Annotated in this window: 15 protein-coding genes and 1 pseudogene; 12 read left to right on the top strand and 4 right to left on the bottom strand. The window is 61.8% G+C overall.

The genetic code is table 11. The features are described from left to right. Positions 1–2: 2 nt before the first annotated feature. Both A462_RS02470 and A462_RS02475 read right to left on the bottom strand, forming a co-directional pair. Entirely contained in the window at positions 3–818 is an 816-nt protein-coding gene (locus tag A462_RS02470) for a rhodanese-like domain-containing protein (RefSeq protein ID WP_008439109.1), read from the bottom strand. A 58-nt stretch (positions 819–876) separates the two neighbouring features. Continuing rightward, positions 877–2,412 carry an HDOD domain-containing protein gene (locus tag A462_RS02475; RefSeq protein WP_008439108.1) on the bottom strand — a complete coding sequence of 512 codons (1,536 nt, stop codon included), beginning with the start codon at positions 2,410–2,412 and terminating at the stop codon, positions 877–879. Between the two features lie 166 nt (positions 2,413–2,578). Between A462_RS02475 and motA the strand changes: the two genes are divergently transcribed. The 3 genes and pseudogenes from motA to A462_RS35125 form a co-directional block, all read left to right on the top strand. After that, the gene (gene motA / locus A462_RS02480) at positions 2,579–3,430 is read left to right on the top strand and encodes a flagellar motor stator protein MotA (RefSeq protein WP_003217532.1); all 852 of its coding nucleotides are present in this window, start codon (positions 2,579–2,581) and stop codon (positions 3,428–3,430) included. Between the two features lie 3 nt (positions 3,431–3,433). After that, positions 3,434–4,456 (top strand): flagellar motor protein MotB, encoded by a 1,023-nt coding sequence (motB, locus tag A462_RS02485; RefSeq protein WP_008439107.1) that lies wholly within the window; start codon positions 3,434–3,436, stop codon positions 4,454–4,456. A gap of 20 nt (positions 4,457–4,476) precedes the next feature. After that, positions 4,477–4,608: pseudogene (locus tag A462_RS35125) on the top strand (outer membrane lipoprotein carrier protein LolA); the annotation flags it as partial. A gap of 2 nt (positions 4,609–4,610) precedes the next feature. Here A462_RS35125 and rsgA read toward each other — a convergent pair. Then, positions 4,611–5,642 carry a small ribosomal subunit biogenesis GTPase RsgA gene (rsgA, locus tag A462_RS02490; protein ID WP_003217530.1) on the bottom strand — a complete coding sequence of 344 codons (1,032 nt, stop codon included), beginning with the start codon at positions 5,640–5,642 and terminating at the stop codon, positions 4,611–4,613. A gap of 106 nt (positions 5,643–5,748) precedes the next feature. Here rsgA and orn point away from each other — a divergent pair, with 106 nt between their 5' ends. Further along, entirely contained in the window at positions 5,749–6,291 is a 543-nt protein-coding gene (gene orn, locus A462_RS02495; RefSeq protein ID WP_003217529.1) for an oligoribonuclease, read from the top strand. Between the two features lie 197 nt (positions 6,292–6,488). Continuing rightward, positions 6,489–7,106 carry a trimeric intracellular cation channel family protein gene (locus tag A462_RS02500; protein ID WP_172834585.1) on the top strand — a complete coding sequence of 206 codons (618 nt, stop codon included), beginning with the start codon at positions 6,489–6,491 and terminating at the stop codon, positions 7,104–7,106. Here the strand turns inward: A462_RS02500 and queG are convergent. Then, a complete protein-coding gene (gene queG / locus A462_RS02505) occupies positions 7,085–8,167 on the bottom strand; it encodes a tRNA epoxyqueuosine(34) reductase QueG (protein WP_003217527.1) in 1,083 nt (360 codons plus the stop codon). The two genes, A462_RS02500 and queG, sit on opposite strands and share 22 nt — an antisense overlap. 62 nt (positions 8,168–8,229) lie before the next feature. Here queG and A462_RS02510 point away from each other — a divergent pair, with 62 nt between their 5' ends. The 7 genes from A462_RS02510 (at position 8,230) to hflX (ending at position 15,540) form a co-directional block, all read left to right on the top strand. Beyond that, positions 8,230–9,090, top strand: a complete 861-nt coding sequence (locus tag A462_RS02510) for an NAD(P)H-hydrate dehydratase (RefSeq protein ID WP_003217526.1) — start codon at positions 8,230–8,232, stop codon at positions 9,088–9,090. Next, entirely contained in the window at positions 9,078–9,548 is a 471-nt protein-coding gene (gene tsaE, locus A462_RS02515; RefSeq protein ID WP_003217524.1) for a tRNA (adenosine(37)-N6)-threonylcarbamoyltransferase complex ATPase subunit type 1 TsaE, read from the top strand. Before A462_RS02510 ends, tsaE begins: the two co-directional genes overlap by 13 nt. A 3-nt stretch (positions 9,549–9,551) precedes the next feature. Continuing rightward, positions 9,552–10,985 carry an N-acetylmuramoyl-L-alanine amidase gene (locus tag A462_RS02520; protein WP_202948682.1) on the top strand — a complete coding sequence of 478 codons (1,434 nt, stop codon included), beginning with the start codon at positions 9,552–9,554 and terminating at the stop codon, positions 10,983–10,985. Between the two features lie 14 nt (positions 10,986–10,999). After that, positions 11,000–12,898 (top strand): DNA mismatch repair endonuclease MutL, encoded by a 1,899-nt coding sequence (gene mutL / locus A462_RS02525; protein WP_008439101.1) that lies wholly within the window; start codon positions 11,000–11,002, stop codon positions 12,896–12,898. Then, positions 12,898–13,869, top strand: a complete 972-nt coding sequence (gene miaA / locus A462_RS02530; RefSeq protein ID WP_008439099.1) for a tRNA (adenosine(37)-N6)-dimethylallyltransferase MiaA — start codon at positions 12,898–12,900, stop codon at positions 13,867–13,869. Before mutL ends, miaA begins: the two co-directional genes overlap by 1 nt. Positions 13,870–13,962: 93 nt before the next feature. After that, on the top strand, positions 13,963–14,226 hold the full coding sequence (hfq, locus tag A462_RS02535; protein WP_003217515.1) for an RNA chaperone Hfq: 264 nt from the start codon (positions 13,963–13,965) through the stop codon (positions 14,224–14,226). Positions 14,227–14,238: 12 nt separating this feature from the next. After that, a complete protein-coding gene (gene hflX / locus A462_RS02540; RefSeq protein ID WP_003217514.1) occupies positions 14,239–15,540 on the top strand; it encodes a ribosome rescue GTPase HflX in 1,302 nt (433 codons plus the stop codon). Positions 15,541–15,602 lie beyond the last annotated feature (62 nt).

Here is a 15,602-nt window from a genome sequence, read left to right as displayed (position 1 = left end):
CCTTAAATCTCAACGGGGGTGTCGGGGTGGTTGCCCCATTCGCCCCAGGAACCGGCATAACCTTTGACTCGCGGATAACCGAGCGCCTTGGCCACCAGGTAGGTGAAGCCAGAACGGTGGTGAGTCTGGCAGTGGGTGATGATTTCTTTGTCGCGGGTCAGCCCGAGGTCTTCGAGGATCTGCGGCATGTCGCGGCGGATGCGCAGTTGGCGTGCCTTGTCCATGCCGGCGGTCCATTCGAAGTTCACCGCGCCCGGGATGTGTCCACCCTTGGCCGCGAGGACTTTCTCGCCGGAGTATTCCAGCCGGCCACGGGCGTCCCAGATGCCGAGGTCGGCAGCGCCGAGACGGCTTTGCAGGTATTCGCGGGTGGCGGTGGGTTCTTCATGCAACGTCAGGCTGACCGGGCCGCCGGCGCTGGCCGGTACCTCGGTGGACACGGGGTGTTTCTCTTCCAGCCACGCCAGCAGGCCGCCGTCGAGGTAGTGGTACTTCTTGTGGCCGATGACGTCGAGCATCCAGATGAATCGCCCGGCCCAGCCACCGCCTTCGTCGTCATACACCACGTAAGTGGCATCCGGGGTGTGGCCCAGTTCGCCGAACAGCTTTTCAAGATCGGCCTTGCCCGGCAGCAGGCCCGGCGCTGGTGGCTGGCCCAGTTGAGTGCGTTTTGGATCAACGAAGCGTGCGCCGGGGATATGCCCTTCGGCGTAACGCGCAGCGCTGGTGAGGTCCACCAGGATCAGGTGTTCGGCATCGAGGCGACCGAGCAGGTCACTGGCCTCGATGACCAGCGGCAAGCCAGAGAAGTCAGGCATGTGAGGTCTCCTGGGCATAAAAATTGGGCGCTAAGGGAGGGCGATTGTAGCGCAAGCGTCAGGCACTGCGGTTGGTAAAGCTGTGCAGGGCCTTTTCGATGCATTGGGCGGTTTTGCCGAAGGCCTGCACGGTGGTTTCCGAGAACGGCCCGCCGCCCTGGTCGGCCACCATCAGCATCACCACCCGGCCATTGCAACTCAGGGAGCGCAGCAGCAGGTGTTCGCCCTTGAACAGGCGGCGCAGTTCCGGCGGCAGCAGTGCCGAGAACTGGGCGTGGTTGTCGGGGTTGAGGCGCACCTGGGCGGACTTGGCCAGCAGGCGTTGCAGCAGGGTGCTTTGCGCCACGTCGAGGCTCATGTGGTCGGCGTCCTTCGGCAGGCCGTCGACTTGATGCACACGTAGCGTGCTCAAGGTTTTGTCCGCCATCAGCAGCATCACCCGTTGCATGCCGCAGGCCACGAGGGCTTCCTTGGCGCAGGTGGTCAGGTGCATGGCATTGGCAAAGCGGCTCGGCTCTACGAGCAATTCGGTGCAGCGCTTGCGCCAGATCGCCAGGGACTCGGCGGTGGGCGGGGGGGCCGGCAGCAAACCGTGGTGAACGCGCTGCACATCCCATGGCCAGATCAACGACAGCGCCGGGTGCCACAGGTCGCGCATCAGGGTGCTGCGGGCGCTGATCGCCGCGTGTTGGTGGGACTGTTGCTGCACTTCGGCCAACGGTTGTTGCAGGTAAAGCGCAGTGAGGTATTGCCAGCGCTGGGTGTGCGGGCAGGTCCAGGACTCCTGCGCCGCCAGCGCCAGGCCGTTGGCCAACAGCACAGTGTTGGCCGGCTGGTTCAGCCAGCGGCGCAGGTTCGGGTCGGCATCCAGCAACTGCTGTTGGCGCAACGGCTCGTCTTCACGGGCAATGCTCAGCGCCTTGACCAGCAAGCGTTGTTCCGTCAGCAGTAACGTATAACCCTGGGATACCCAGATCGGCAGGCGCCAGGTGTTGGTCAACCCCAGGCACAGGTCCAGCAGGCGTACGCCGAACAGCTCCTGTTCGACCGTGCGGGCCGATTCGCCCTTGTGAATCACCCGCAGCTCCCATTCTTCCAGCAGCTTGGGATAGGCAATCGCCATCGGCCACAGCGGCGAAAGGAATAGCAGGCTGCCCCAGTGAATGTCTTGCCACAACCGCGCCAGGCGGCTGGCGAACAGGCCGCTGGCTTGTTGCGACGCGTGCTGGCTGATCATCTGCAGCTGGCGCAGGGCCACGGGAATTTCATTCAGCGGCACGGAAGGCAGGCGCCGCAGCAACTCCTCGGTGCGCTTGAGGCCGAGGCGATTGATCGCCACTTCGAGGTTTTCTGCCGGCTCCGCGAGGCTGCCGTGGGCCTGGTTGTTGGCCTCGCGCATCACGCTCAGCACCAGCGCCGGGCTGTTCTGCATCAGCTCTGCAATATCCCGCAACGAACTGCGGTTGTCGCCGATGGCCTTGCAAACCCGGTCGTGGCTCGCCTGTGGAACAGGCAACAGCACATCGTCCAGGCGCTTTACCCAAGCGGCGAGGGTGGCGGGTTTTTGAGTTGGGACTGTCGTTTCATTTGCCATGATTGGGGCGCGATCATCACTTGCGGTCAACACGCCCGGGACGGGCCGAACTGGTTTTTCGCCATAACGGGCTATAGTCTGGCGCAGATTTGCCGATAAGTAGAACAAGAGTTTTCAACTCTTGCGAATATGACCCTGAACCCGACGGCGCAAGTACTCATCCCCTATGGCTAAAATTATCGGCATCATCGTCGTCATCGCGAGCGTGCTCGGCGGATACGTCCTTTCCCACGGCAAGATTGCGGCGCTGATCCAGCCTTTCGAAGTGCTGATTATCGGCGGTGCGGCGTTCGGCGCATTCCTGCAGGCCAACCCCGGCTACATGACGATGCACGTGATCAAGAAGTCGCTGGGCATGTTCAGCTCGCGCTTCTCCCACACCTTCTACCTGGAAGTGTTGGGGCTGATCTACGAGATACTCAACAAGAGCCGCCGCGAAGGCATGATGGCCATCGAAGGCGACATCGAGGACGCCGCGGCGAGCCCGATTTTCGCCAAGTACCCGGCCGTGCTCAAAGACGAGCGCATGACCGCCTACATCTGTGATTACCTGCGCATCATGTCGTCCGGCAACATGGCGCCCCATGAGCTGGAAGGCCTGTTCGACATGGAACTGTTCAGCCTCAAGGAAGAGCTGGAGCACCCATCCCACGCCGTGACCGGCATCGCCGACGGCATGCCCGGTTTCGGTATTGTTGCCGCGGTGCTCGGGATCGTGGTGACCATGGCCTCCCTCGGTGAAGGCGACCAGAAAGCCATCGGCATGCACGTAGGTGCGGCACTGGTAGGTACCTTCTTCGGTATTCTCGCGGCCTACGGTTTCTTCGGCCCGCTGGCCACGTCCCTGGCCCACGATGCCAAGGAAGAAGTGAATCTGTACGAAGCCATCAAGGCCTGCCTGGTGGCTTCGGCTTCCGGCATGCCGCCATCGCTGGCAGTGGAGTTCGGGCGCAAGGTTCTGTATCCGAAGCACCGTCCAAGCTTCGCTGAGCTGGAACAAGCGGTTCGCGGTCGCTAAGCCATGGAAAACAACCAGCCGATCATCATCAAGCGCGTCAAGCGCTTCGCTGCGGGGCACCATGGCGGCGCCTGGAAAATCGCCTTCGCCGACTTTGCGACGGCGATGATGGCGTTCTTCCTGGTGCTGTGGCTGATGTCCACTGCCACGCCGGAACAGAAGATCGCCATCGCCGGTTACTTCAAGGACCCCATCGGTTTCTCCGAGAGCGGTACGCCTTTTGTGATCGACCTCGGTGGTTCGCCGCAACTGGCGCCCGAGCGCACCATCAACCCGGAAATCAAGACCGACTCGCCGCAGGAAAAGATCCCGATCGAGCGCGACACCGTCGAGAGCATGGCTGAACAGGTCGAGCAGGAACGCCTGGAATTGCTGCTGCAGGAACTGCAAACCAAGGTTGAGGAAAACCCGCAACTGCTGAAGTTCAAGGACCAGATTTCCTTCGAGATCACCCCGGATGGCTTGCGCATCCAGATCACGGACGCCGCCAACCGGCCGATGTTCGATTCCGGCAGTGCACGCTTGAAGCCGTACTTTGAAGACATCCTGCTGGCCATGGCCGACACCATCAAGGCGGTGCCGAACAAGATCAGCATCAGCGGCCACACCGACGCCAAGCCGTATGCAGGCCAGGGCGACTTCGGCAACTGGGAGCTCTCGGCCAACCGGGCCAATGCCGCGCGTCGTGCACTGGTGGCCGGCAGCTATCCGGACCCGCAAGTGGCACGGGTGGTGGGGTTTGCTTCCTCGCAGCTGTTTGATCCCAAGGATCCGTTCAATCCGATCAACCGACGCATCGATATCGTCGTGCTGACCAAAAAGGCCCAGCGGGCGATTGAAGGCGACCCACCTGCGACGCCACCGGCGCCGACCCAGGGTGAAGGCGCGCCGGGCGAAGTGCCGGCAGACCCGAACGCACTGCCGACCGAGCAGGAGCCGCTGCCAGCCCATGAGCTGCGGCAGAAGCTGAACCTGTTTGACGATGGCGGTGTGAAGGATCCGACTCAGCCAGCCGCTGGCTCGTAAGCAGGTACAAAAAGGCCGCGATGATCGCGGCCTTTTTGTATCTGCTACATCCTGTAGGAGCGAGCTTGCTCGCGATGGACGTTAACGATGACGCGTGCTCTCTGAATGCACGCGGCGCCCTCAAGCTTTTCGCGAGCAAGCTCGCTCCTACATGTTAATAGCTGGTCTCGGGCAAGCTGGCGATGATCGAGCGATAGCTGTTCATTCGCTGCTGCTGCACGCGGCCGTCTTCCAGTGCCTTGAGCAGGGCGCAACCCGGCTCGCGGTCATGTTTGCAGTCACGGAAGCGGCAGGTGCCGATCAAGTCGTTGAACTCGATAAAGCCCGCTTCAACATCGGCACGGCTCACATGGCCCAGGCCGAATTCACGGATGCCGGGGGAGTCGATCAACTCGCCGCCGCCCGGAAAGTGGAACAATCGCGCGGTGGTGGTGGTGTGGGTGCCCTGGCCGGACAGCTCCGACAGCGGGCCAACACGGGTTTCGACTTCCGGCAACAGGCTGTTGACCAGGGACGACTTGCCCACGCCCGACTGGCCGACGAACACGCTGATGCGCCCGTCCAGTTCAGTCTGTAACTGTTCCATGCCATTGCCGTGATGCGCCGAGACTTCCAGCACCGGGTAGCCGAGGGTGCGGTACACCGCCAGCAGCGCGTTGAGCGCCGGGGCGTTCTGCTCGTCGATCAGGTCGAATTTGTTCAGCAGCAACAGCGGGCGAATGCCGGCGTGTTCGGCGGCTACCAGGTAGCGGTCGATCAGGTTGGCATGGGGTTCGGGCAGTGGCGCGAAGACAATGACGATCATGTCGACGTTGGCCGCTACCGGCTTGAGCTGGCCACGGCTGTCGGGGCGACGCAGTTCGGTGGTGCGCGGCAACTGGGCGACGATCACGCCGATGCCCTGGTTGCCGGCACGCCATACCACCTTGTCGCCGGTCACCAGCGCAGGCAGGTTGGCGCGCAGGTGGCAACGGAACACCTGGCCGGCGTGATCGCCTTCGGTGGCCTCGACTTCGACCTGCACACCGAAGTGCGCGATCACCAGGCCCGTTTGCTCGGGGCCCAGGTCGCCGCCCTCAAGCGCTTCCACGGCGGAGGATTCACGTTTGGCGGCGCGGGCAGCGCGTTCGCCCTGAATCTTTTCGATGCGCCAGTTTTGGCGACGGTTGAGCTGGCGTTTGGCCATTGGTGTTCCGTGTCGATAATGCAAAGGTTAGGTGAAACGGTCGCGAGTCTAGCACGCCCTGCCTGCTAAACTGCGCAGCTACGCCAAGGTGCCAAGGAACCACGACATGCAAAACCCACAGAACCTGATTTGGATCGATCTGGAAATGACCGGTCTGAACCCTGACACCGACGTCATCATCGAGATGGCGACCATTGTCACCGACAGCAACCTCAACACCTTGGCCGAAGGTCCGGTGATCGCCATTCACCACAGCGACGCGGTGCTGGCCACCATGGACGAGTGGAACACCCGCACCCACGGCAACTCGGGCCTGACCCAGCGTGTGCGCGACAGCCGCGTGAGCATGGCTGAGGCTGAAGCCGAAACCATCGCCTTCCTGGAAAAGTGGGTACCCAAGGGCAAGTCGCCAATCTGCGGCAACAGCATTTGCCAGGACCGCCGCTTTCTCTATACCCACATGAAGGCGCTGGAAAGCTACTTCCACTACCGCAACCTGGACGTGTCGACCTTGAAGGAGCTGGCCGCGCGCTGGGCGCCGGAAGTCAAAGACAGCTTCCACAAGGGCAGCACCCACCTGGCACTGGACGATATTCGCGAGTCGATTGCCGAGTTGCAGCATTACCGCAAGCATTTCATCAAGTTCTAAAGCGGTAATACCTGAGCCCAGCGGGCTTTTGTGGCGAGGGGCTTGTCTGTGGCGAGGGGGCTTGTCCCCCGTTGGGCTGCGAAGCGGCCCTAAAATCTGACATCCCGATCTACCTGAAAACTCTATTGCCTTTAAAGGGGCTGCTTCGCACCCCAACGGGGGACAAGCCCCCTCGCCACAACTTTGCAAGGATCGCCATCATGCTGCTGATGCTCTATCTCATCGCCATCACCGCCGAAGCCATGACGGGTGCCTTGTCCGCCGGGCGGCGCGGGATGGACTGGTTCGGTGTGGTGCTGATCGCCTGCGTGACGGCGCTGGGCGGCGGTTCGGTGCGTGACGTGTTGCTCGGCCACTACCCGCTGACCTGGGTCAAACACCCGGAGTACCTGGTGCTGACCTCCGTCGCGGCCCTGGTGACCATCTTCATCGCTCCATTGATGCGCCACCTGCGCTCGCTGTTCCTCGCGCTGGACGCCGTGGGCCTGGTGGCCTTCACCCTGATCGGCAGCATGACCGCCCTGGAAATGGGCCACGGCATGCTGGTGGCGTCAGTCAGCGGTGTGATCACCGGGGTATTCGGCGGCATCCTGCGGGATATCTTCTGCAACGACATTCCGTTGATCTTCCGCCGCGAGCTGTACGCCAGCGTGTCGTTCCTGGCCGCCTGGTTCTACATGCTGTGCATCTACCTTGAGCTGCCAAGTGAGCAATCGATCCTGCTGACGCTGTTCAGCGGCTTTCTATTGCGCCTGCTGGCGATCCGTTTTCACTGGGAAATGCCCAAGTTCGTCTACAACGACGACGTGCACTGACGTTCGGCGTGCTGGTTCAGCGCCCATTCCACATGTTCGCGCACCAGTTCCGAGGGGTATTCCCGACGCGCCTTCAGCGCTTCCAGCACCGGAATGCTTGATGGCGCATTGCCCAGGCCCACCGCCAGGTTGCGCAGCCAGCGCTCATAGCCGGCGCGGCGCAGGGGAGAACCTTCGGTGCTGCTGAGGAATTTGTCCTCGTCCCACATAAACAACTCGGCGAGCTCTGCGTTATCCAGATTGTGCCGTGGCTTGAAATCGCCTTCGTCGGTTGGCCGCGCGAAACGATTCCACGGGCAAACGATCTGACAGTCATCGCAGCCGAATACCCGATTGCCGATCAGTGGGCGCAGTTCTTCGGGGATCGCACTTTTCAGCTCGATGGTCAGGTAGGAAATGCAGCGCCGGGCGTCCAACACGTAGGGCCCGACGAAGGCGTTGGTAGGGCAGATATCCAGGCAGGCGGTGCAGCGGCCACAATGTTCGGTGGCGTGGGGTGGGTCGACCGGCAACGGCAGGTCGACAAACAGCTCGCTCAGGAAGAAGTAACTGCCCGCCTTGCGATTGAGTACCAAGGTGTTCTTGCCGATCCAGCCGAGCCCGGCCTGCTCGGCGATGGCTTTTTCCAGCACGGGGGCGCTGTCGACAAAGGCGCGGAAGCCGAACGGGCCGATTTGCGCCTGGATGCGGTCGGCCAGTTGCTGCACGCGCTTGCGGATCAGCTTGTGGTAGTCGCGGCCCAGGGCGTAGCGGGAGATGTAGGCTTTTTCGGGTTTGGCCAGCAGTTGGGCCATTTGGGTGTCGCCCGGCAAGTAGTCCATGCGCAGTGAGACCACGCGCAAGGTGCCGGGTACCAGCTCCTCCGGGTGTGAGCGCTTGCTGCCGTGGGCGCCCATGTAGTCCATTTCGCCGTGGTAGCCGGCGTCGAGCCAGCGTTGCAGGTGCTGTTCATGCTCGGCGAGGTCGAGGCCGCTGATGCCCACTTGTTGAAAGCCCAGCTCGCGGCCCCAGTCTTTGATCGATTGGGCGAGGGCGGGCAGGTCGTAGGTAATAGCAGGCATGAACAAGAGAAACCGCAGGTTAGATGCGTATAATTCTGCCAGACATCGGAGCTTGAAGACGCATGCCGCAGACAAAACACGAAATACCCGACGTTCAGCACCTGTTGCCCGGCCAATTGCCGCAACTCGCTGCGCGTTCCCCGGACGCCCATAAAGGCCAGTTCGGCCATGTATTGCTGATCGGCGGCGACCGAGGTTTTGGCGGCGCCGCCTTGCTCAGTGCTGAAAGTGCCCTGCGCAGTGGTGCCGGCATGGTTTCCCTGGCGACCCGTAGCGAACACGTCGGTGCGGCGCTGGCGCGGTTGCCGGAAGTGATGACGGTGGGCGTGCACTCGGCCAATCAATTGATGGGCCTGCTGGAAAAGATTTCCGTGATCGTCATCGGCCCGGGCCTGGGCGAGGTCTCCTGGGGCAAAAGCCTGCTGTCGGTAGCGGCCAATGCCAGGCAGCCGCAAGTCTGGGACGCCGATGCCTTGAACCTGCTGGCGGCGGGCAGCGTCAGCTTGCCGGCCAATTGCGTGATCACTCCGCATCCTGGCGAAGCGGCCCGCTTGATGGGTATTTCGACAGCCGAGGTTCAGGCCGACCGCCTTAACGTGGCGCGCGCCTTGAGTCAGAAATTCAATGCGGTGGCGATCCTCAAGGGCGCCGGCAGCTTGATCGCCAGCCCGGACGGTCGGGTTGCCCGCTGCGATCAGGGCCATCCTGCAATGGCAACCGCTGGCCTTGGCGATGTGTTGGCCGGCCTGGTCGGTGCTTTGCTGGCGCAAGGCATGCCGGCATTTGATGCCGCCTGCCTGGCGGTCTGGCTGCATGCCACTGCCGGAGATCGCCAGGGTACCTACGGTCGCGGGCTGGCCGCCAGTGACCTGATTCCTGCCATTCGTCAGTTGCTGGAGGAGCAATCGCCGTGTCTGAAGTAGTTCTTTTCCTGCCTGATGAAGACGCCATGGTCGCCTTGGGCAACCGTATTGCCCGGGTCACTCAAGGCTCAGGGCTGATCTTTCTGGAAGGCGATCTCGGCGCCGGAAAAACCACCTTGTCCCGGGGCATCATTCGCGGGTTGGGGCACGCGGGTGCTGTGAAAAGCCCTACGTTCACCTTGGTAGAACCCTACGAAATCGGTGACGTACGAGCGTTCCACTTCGACCTGTATCGCCTGGTGGACCCGGAAGAACTGGAATACATGGGCATTCGTGATTACTTCGATGAGGACGCCTTGTGCCTGATCGAGTGGCCAGATAAAGGCACAGGCTTTTTGCCAAAGCCGGACCTGACCATTACCATTACCCCGCATAAGCAAGGACGTCAGCTGAAGTTGTTGTCCCAGAGCGCGCGCGGCGAGTCGTGGTGCGCCGCCTTGGCATTGGAATTCAAATAATTGATGGGGTTAGGTATGCGCTTTCGCGCGTTGGTTACTGTCGTAGGGGTGTTGCTTGCGGCAATGACTTTCAATGCACTGGCGGCCTCACAGGTGAAAAGTGTTCGCCTGTGGCGGGCACCGGATAACACGCGACTGGTATTCGACCTGTCTGGCCCGGTTCAGCACAGCGTCTTCACCCTCACGGCGCCTGATCGCCTGGTGATTGATATCAACGGTGCGACCCTGGCCGCGCCGTTGAAAGTCGCCATGGCCAATACCCCGATTACCGCGATGCGCTCGGCCCAGCGTACGCCGACCGACCTGCGGGTGGTCATCGACCTGAAAAAGGCCGTGACCCCGAAAAGCTTCGTGCTGGCGCCCAACGCGCAGTATGGCAACCGGCTGGTGGTCGACCTGTTCGACAACGCCGCCGATGCCGCGCCGCCGCCTGCGCCAACTCCAAGCGTCGCGACGATACCTGCGGTGCCGGTCAACCAGTCGCAACCCCAGGTCAAATTGCCGCCGCTGCCACCGGCTCCGGCGGGCAAACGTGACATTATCGTGGTCATCGATGCCGGTCACGGCGGCGAAGACCCGGGTGCCTCGGGCTCGCGCGGCCAGCATGAAAAAGACGTGGTACTGGCCATCGCCCGCGAACTGCAGCGCCAGATCAATGGCATGAAAGGCTACCGCGCCGAGCTGACCCGGACCGGCGACTACTTTATTCCGCTGCGTGGCCGTACCGAAATCGCCCGCAAGAAGGGCGCCGACCTGTTCGTCTCGATCCACGCCGACGCCGCACCTTCGGCCGCGGCGTTTGGTGCCTCGGTGTTTGCCCTGTCTGATCGCGGCGCTACGTCCGAGACCGCCCGCTGGCTGGCGGACAGTGAAAACCGTTCCGACTTGATCGGCGGGGCTGGCAACGTATCCCTCGACGACAAGGACAAGATGCTCGCTGGCGTATTGCTCGATCTGTCGATGACTGCCTCGCTGACCTCCAGCCTGAACGTGGGGCAGAAAGTCCTGAGCAACATTGGTCGCGTCACCTCGCTGCACAAACAGCGCGTGGAACAGGCCGGGTTCATGGTGCTCAAGTCGCCGGATATTCCGTCGATCCTGGTGGAAACCGGGTTTATCTCCAACTCCAACGAAGCCTCGAAACTGGCCTCGGCCAGCCACCAGCAGGCGTTGGCGCGCTCCATCAGCGCCGGTGTTCGCCAGTTCTTCCAGCAGAACCCGCCGCCGGGCACTTATATAGCCTGGCTGCGTGACTCCGGGAAAATCGCCCAGGGCCCGCGTGACCATCGCGTGCAGCCGGGCGACACCCTGGCGATGCTGGCGGTGCGCTTCCAGGTGTCAGCGGCAACCTTGCGCAGTGCCAACAACCTCAAGACCGATGAATTGAAGGTCGGCCAGGTGTTGACCATCCCGGGCACTGAACTGGCGGCGCAATAATGAGCGAAACAGTCTTGAGCAATACCTCGCGCATCGAGCTGCTAAGCCCGCGTCTCGCCAACCAGATCGCGGCGGGTGAGGTGGTCGAGCGGCCAGCGTCGGTGATCAAGGAGTTGCTGGAAAACAGTATCGACTCCGGCGCCAGGCGCATTGATGTCGATGTTGAGCAAGGCGGCGTCAAGCTGCTGCGGGTGCGCGACGACGGCAGCGGGATTTCCTCCGATGACCTGCCGCTGGCCCTGGCCCGTCACGCCACCAGCAAGATTCGTGACCTGGAAGACCTGGAGCGGGTGATGAGCCTCGGGTTTCGTGGTGAGGCCCTGGCCTCCATCAGCTCCGTGGCTCGCCTGACCCTGACGTCCCGCACCCGCGACGCCGACCAGGCCTGGCAGGTTGAAACCGAAGGCCGCGACATGGCGCCCCGGGTCCAGCCGGCGGCACATCCGGTGGGCACCTCGGTGGAAGTACGCGACCTGTTCTTCAACACCCCGGCCCGGCGTAAATTCCTCAAGGCCGAAAAAACCGAATTCGATCATCTGCAGGAAGTCATCAAGCGCCTGGCCCTGGCTCGGTTTGATGTGGCTTTCCACCTGCGCCACAACGGCAAGACCATCCTCAGCCTGCACGAGGCCCATGATGATGCGGCCCGTGCGCGGCGTGTCTCGGCCATCTGCGGCGCGGGGTTCCTGGAGCAGGCGCTGCCGATCGAGATCGAGCGCAATGGCCTGCGGCTGTGGGGTTGGGTGGGTTTGCCGACTTTCTCCCGTAGCCAGGCGGACATGCAGTATTTCTTCGTGAATGGCCGGGCGGTGCGCGACAAGCTGGTGGCCCACGCGGTGCGCCAGGCGTATCGCGACGTGCTGTTCAACGGGCGGCATCCGACGTTTGTGCTGTTTTTCGAGGTCGACCCGTCGGTGGTCGACGTCAACGTGCACCCGACCAAGCACGAAGTGCGCTTCCGTGACGGTCGCATGGTCCACGACTTTCTTTACGGCACCCTGCACCGCGCCTTGGGCGATGTGCGGCCAGATGATCACCTGGCGGCGCCGATTGTCACGGCTGTTGTCCGTCCTTCAGGGCCGGAAGCCGGCGAGTTCGGGCCCCAGGGCGAAATGAGCCTGGCGGCCAACCTGCTGCAATCGCCGCAAGCCCAGCCGAGCTTTACCGCACCTGGTTCAGGCGCCGGCGCCGGTTATCAATACCAGTACACCCCGCGTCCGCAATCGGCGGTGCCGGTGGCCGAGGCCCAGGCGGCCTATCGCGAGTTTTTCGCGCCGCTGCCCGGCGCCGAGCCAGGTGCTGCCGCGTTGCCGGAAGGCCAGGGCGACGTGCCGCCGTTGGGTTACGCGCTGGCACAGCTCAAGGGTATTTATATTCTTGCGGAAAACGCCCATGGCCTGGTGTTGGTGGACATGCACGCCGCCCACGAGCGGATCATGTACGAGCGCCTGAAGATCGCCATGGCCAGCGAAGGCCTGAGCGGCCAGCCGCTGCTGGTGCCGGAATCCCTGGCGGTCAGCCAGCGGGAAGCGGATTGCGCCGAAGAGCACATCAGCGTGTTCCAGAAGCTGGGCTTTGAGCTGCAACGCCTGGGGCCGGAAACCCTGGCTATCCGCCAGATTCCGGCTTTGCTCAAGCAGGCAGAGGCCAACCGGCTGGTGGCCGACGTACTGGCAGACCTGATGGAATACGGCACCAGTGACCGGATCCAGGCCCACATCAATGAACTGCTCGGCACCATGGCCTGTCACGGCGCCATCCGCGCCAACCGCCGGCTGGCCTTGCCGGAAATGAACGGCCTGCTGCGGGACATGGAAAACACCGAGCGCAGCGGCCAGTGCAACCATGGCCGCCCGACCTGGACCCAGATGGGCCTGGACGACCTGGACAAACTGTTCTTGCGCGGCCGTTGATGAGTGCCTTGCCCCCCGCAATCTTCCTGATGGGCCCGACGGCCGCTGGCAAGACCGACCTGGCCATCGAGCTGACCAAGGTCTTGCCGTGCGAGTTGATCAGTGTCGACTCTGCACTGGTTTACCGGGACATGGACATCGGCACTGCCAAACCTTCAAAAGAGCTGCTGGCCCAGTATCCGCACCGGTTGATCGACATTATTGATCCCAGCGAGAGCTATTCGGCGGCGGATTTTCGCATCGATGCGCTGGCCGCCATGGCCGATATCACCGCGCGGGGCAAGATTCCGCTGCTGGTCGGCGGCACGATGCTCTACTACAAGGCCTTGCAGGAAGGTCTGGCTGATATGCCGCCAGCTGATCCACAGGTGCGCGCCGAACTTGAAGAAGAGGCTGCGCGCCTTGGCTGGCAGGCCTTGCACGATCAGTTGGCCATTGTGGATCCGGTTTCCGCCGCGCGAATTCATCCCAATGACCCCCAGCGCCTGACGCGAGCGTTGGAAGTCTGGCGGGTCAGTGGCCAGACCATGACTGAACACAGGCTGAAACAAACTGCGCAAAGTGCTGAAGCAGGCGCCTCGGGACACTCACAATTGCCCTATACTGTGGCGAATCTGGCCATCGCTCCGACGGATCGTCAGGTGCTGCATGAACGAATTGCACAAAGATTCACAATTATGTTGGAACAGGGGTTTGTGGAGGAGGTCGTAGCACTGCGTTCAAGAGGTGACCTGCATCCAGGGCTGCCTTCGATACGTGCTGTAGGCTACCGCCAAGTCTGGGATCATCTGGATGGCAAGCTGACGTCAGTCGAAATGCAGGAGCGCGGCATCATTGCCACGCGCCAATTGGCGAAGCGTCAGTTCACCTGGTTGCGCAGTTGGAGCGATTTGCACTGGCTGGACAGCCTGGACAGCGACAATCTGTCACGCGCCTTGAAATACTTGGGAACGGTCTCCATATTGAGCTGAGTCCTTGCAATTGCCGTCTATCCTTGGGGGTGTGACGGCCATGAGCTATCTATTTTCCGATTTTTATTATTGATCCTTAAAGGAGTGCGGCACATGTCAAAAGGGCATTCGCTACAAGACCCTTACTTGAATACTTTACGTAAAGAGAAAGTTGGGGTTTCCATCTATCTGGTCAACGGTATCAAGCTGCAAGGTACGATCGAGTCGTTCGACCAGTTCGTGATCCTGCTGAAAAACACCGTAAGCCAAATGGTTTACAAGCACGCTATCTCGACCGTAGTGCCGGTTCGTCCAATTCGTCTGCCTAGCGCAACCGAAGAACAGGGTGACGCCGAGCCTGCACCAGGTAACGCCTGATAGGAGTCTCCTTTGTTCTTTGAGCGCCACGGTGGTGGTGAGCGAGTAATCCTCGTTCACTTGGATGGACAGGACCCTGAGGCGCGCGAAGATCCGCAGGAGTTTCAGGAGTTGGCAAATTCGGCCGGCGCCGAGACCGTCGCGTTTTTTAACGTGCCGCGTCATCGGCCAACCGCCAAATTCCTGATCGGCAGCGGCAAGGTCGAGGAACTGCGCGACCTGGTCCACGCCGAAAAGGCCGATCTGGTGATTTTCAATCACATCCTCACGCCCAGTCAGGAACGTAACCTCGAACGAGTTTTCGAGTGTCGCGTGATCGACCGCACGGGTCTGATTCTCGATATTTTCGCTCAACGCGCCCGTACCCATGAAGGCAAGCTCCAGGTAGAACTGGCCCAGCTTGACCACATGAGCACCCGGCTGGTTCGTGGCTGGACTCACCTTGAGCGCCAGGGTGGCGGCATCGGCATGCGCGGCCCGGGTGAAACCCAGCTGGAAACCGACCGGCGTCTGCTGCGGGTGCGCCTGCGACAGATCAAGGGCCGCCTGGAGAAGGTGCGCAGCCAGCGCGAACAATCGCGACGTGGCCGTATGCGTGCGGATATCCCGACCGTTTCCCTGGTGGGCTATACCAACGCCGGCAAATCCACACTCTTCAACAACGTGACGAAATCGGACGTGTACGCGGCCGACCAACTGTTCGCGACCCTCGACCCGACCTTGCGCCGTCTGGAACTGGACGACCTGGGGCCGATTGTCCTGGCCGATACCGTGGGTTTCATTCGTCACTTGCCCCACAAGCTGGTCGAGGCATTTCGGTCTACGCTCGAAGAGTCGAGCAATTCCGACCTGCTGTTGCACGTGATCGATGCGGCCGAACCGGATCGCATGTTGCAGATTGAACAGGTCATGGTGGTGCTGGGCGAGATTGGTGCCCAGGACTTGCCGATCCTCGAGGTCTATAACAAACTCGATTTGCTTGAAGGCGTTGAGCCACAAATCCAGCGCGACGAAAACGGCAAGCCCCAGCGGGTCTGGCTGTCGGCGCGTGATGGCAGTGGCCTGGAATTGCTTGAACAAGCCATTGCCGAGCTGTTGGGCAGCGATTTGTTCGTCGGCACCTTGCGCTTGCCGCAGCGTTTTGCTCGACTGCGTGCACAGTTTTTCGAGCTGGGCGCGGTACAGAAAGAAGAACACGACGAAGAAGGTGTCAGCTTGCTGGCCGTTCGATTGCCGCGCTCGGAGCTGAATCGGCTGGTCAGCCGTGAAGGCGTTGTGCCGACAGAGTTCATCGAACAACACACTTTGCAATAAAAGCCTGAGAAAGCGGTTGTGCCGCTGTGACAGGCATTCTGTAGCATTGGTCGGCGCGCCGT

The organism is Pseudomonas sp. Ag1, from assembly GCF_000278565.1.
Lineage (GTDB): Bacteria > Pseudomonadota > Gammaproteobacteria > Pseudomonadales > Pseudomonadaceae > Aquipseudomonas.
This window is presented reverse-complemented; position numbering and strand designations above follow the sequence as displayed.

Bases quoted from the DNA above. Each gene is read 5' to 3' on its own strand.
- A462_RS02470 (WP_008439109.1), bottom strand. From the start codon at position 818: ATGCCTGACTTCTCTGGCTTGCCGCTGGTCATCGAGGCCAGTGACCTG.
- A462_RS02475 (WP_008439108.1), bottom strand. From the start codon at position 2,412: ATGGCAAATGAAACGACAGTCCCAACTCAAAAACCCGCCACCCTCGCC.
- motA (WP_003217532.1), top strand. From the start codon at position 2,579: ATGGCTAAAATTATCGGCATCATCGTCGTCATCGCGAGCGTGCTCGGC.
- motB (WP_008439107.1), top strand. From the start codon at position 3,434: ATGGAAAACAACCAGCCGATCATCATCAAGCGCGTCAAGCGCTTCGCT.
- rsgA (WP_003217530.1), bottom strand. From the start codon at position 5,642: ATGGCCAAACGCCAGCTCAACCGTCGCCAAAACTGGCGCATCGAAAAG.
- orn (WP_003217529.1), top strand. From the start codon at position 5,749: ATGCAAAACCCACAGAACCTGATTTGGATCGATCTGGAAATGACCGGT.
- queG (WP_003217527.1), bottom strand. From the start codon at position 8,167: ATGCCTGCTATTACCTACGACCTGCCCGCCCTCGCCCAATCGATCAAA.
- A462_RS02510 (WP_003217526.1), top strand. From the start codon at position 8,230: ATGCCGCAGACAAAACACGAAATACCCGACGTTCAGCACCTGTTGCCC.
- A462_RS02520 (WP_202948682.1), top strand. From the start codon at position 9,552: ATGGGGTTAGGTATGCGCTTTCGCGCGTTGGTTACTGTCGTAGGGGTG.
- miaA (WP_008439099.1), top strand. From the start codon at position 12,898: ATGAGTGCCTTGCCCCCCGCAATCTTCCTGATGGGCCCGACGGCCGCT.
- hfq (WP_003217515.1), top strand. From the start codon at position 13,963: ATGTCAAAAGGGCATTCGCTACAAGACCCTTACTTGAATACTTTACGT.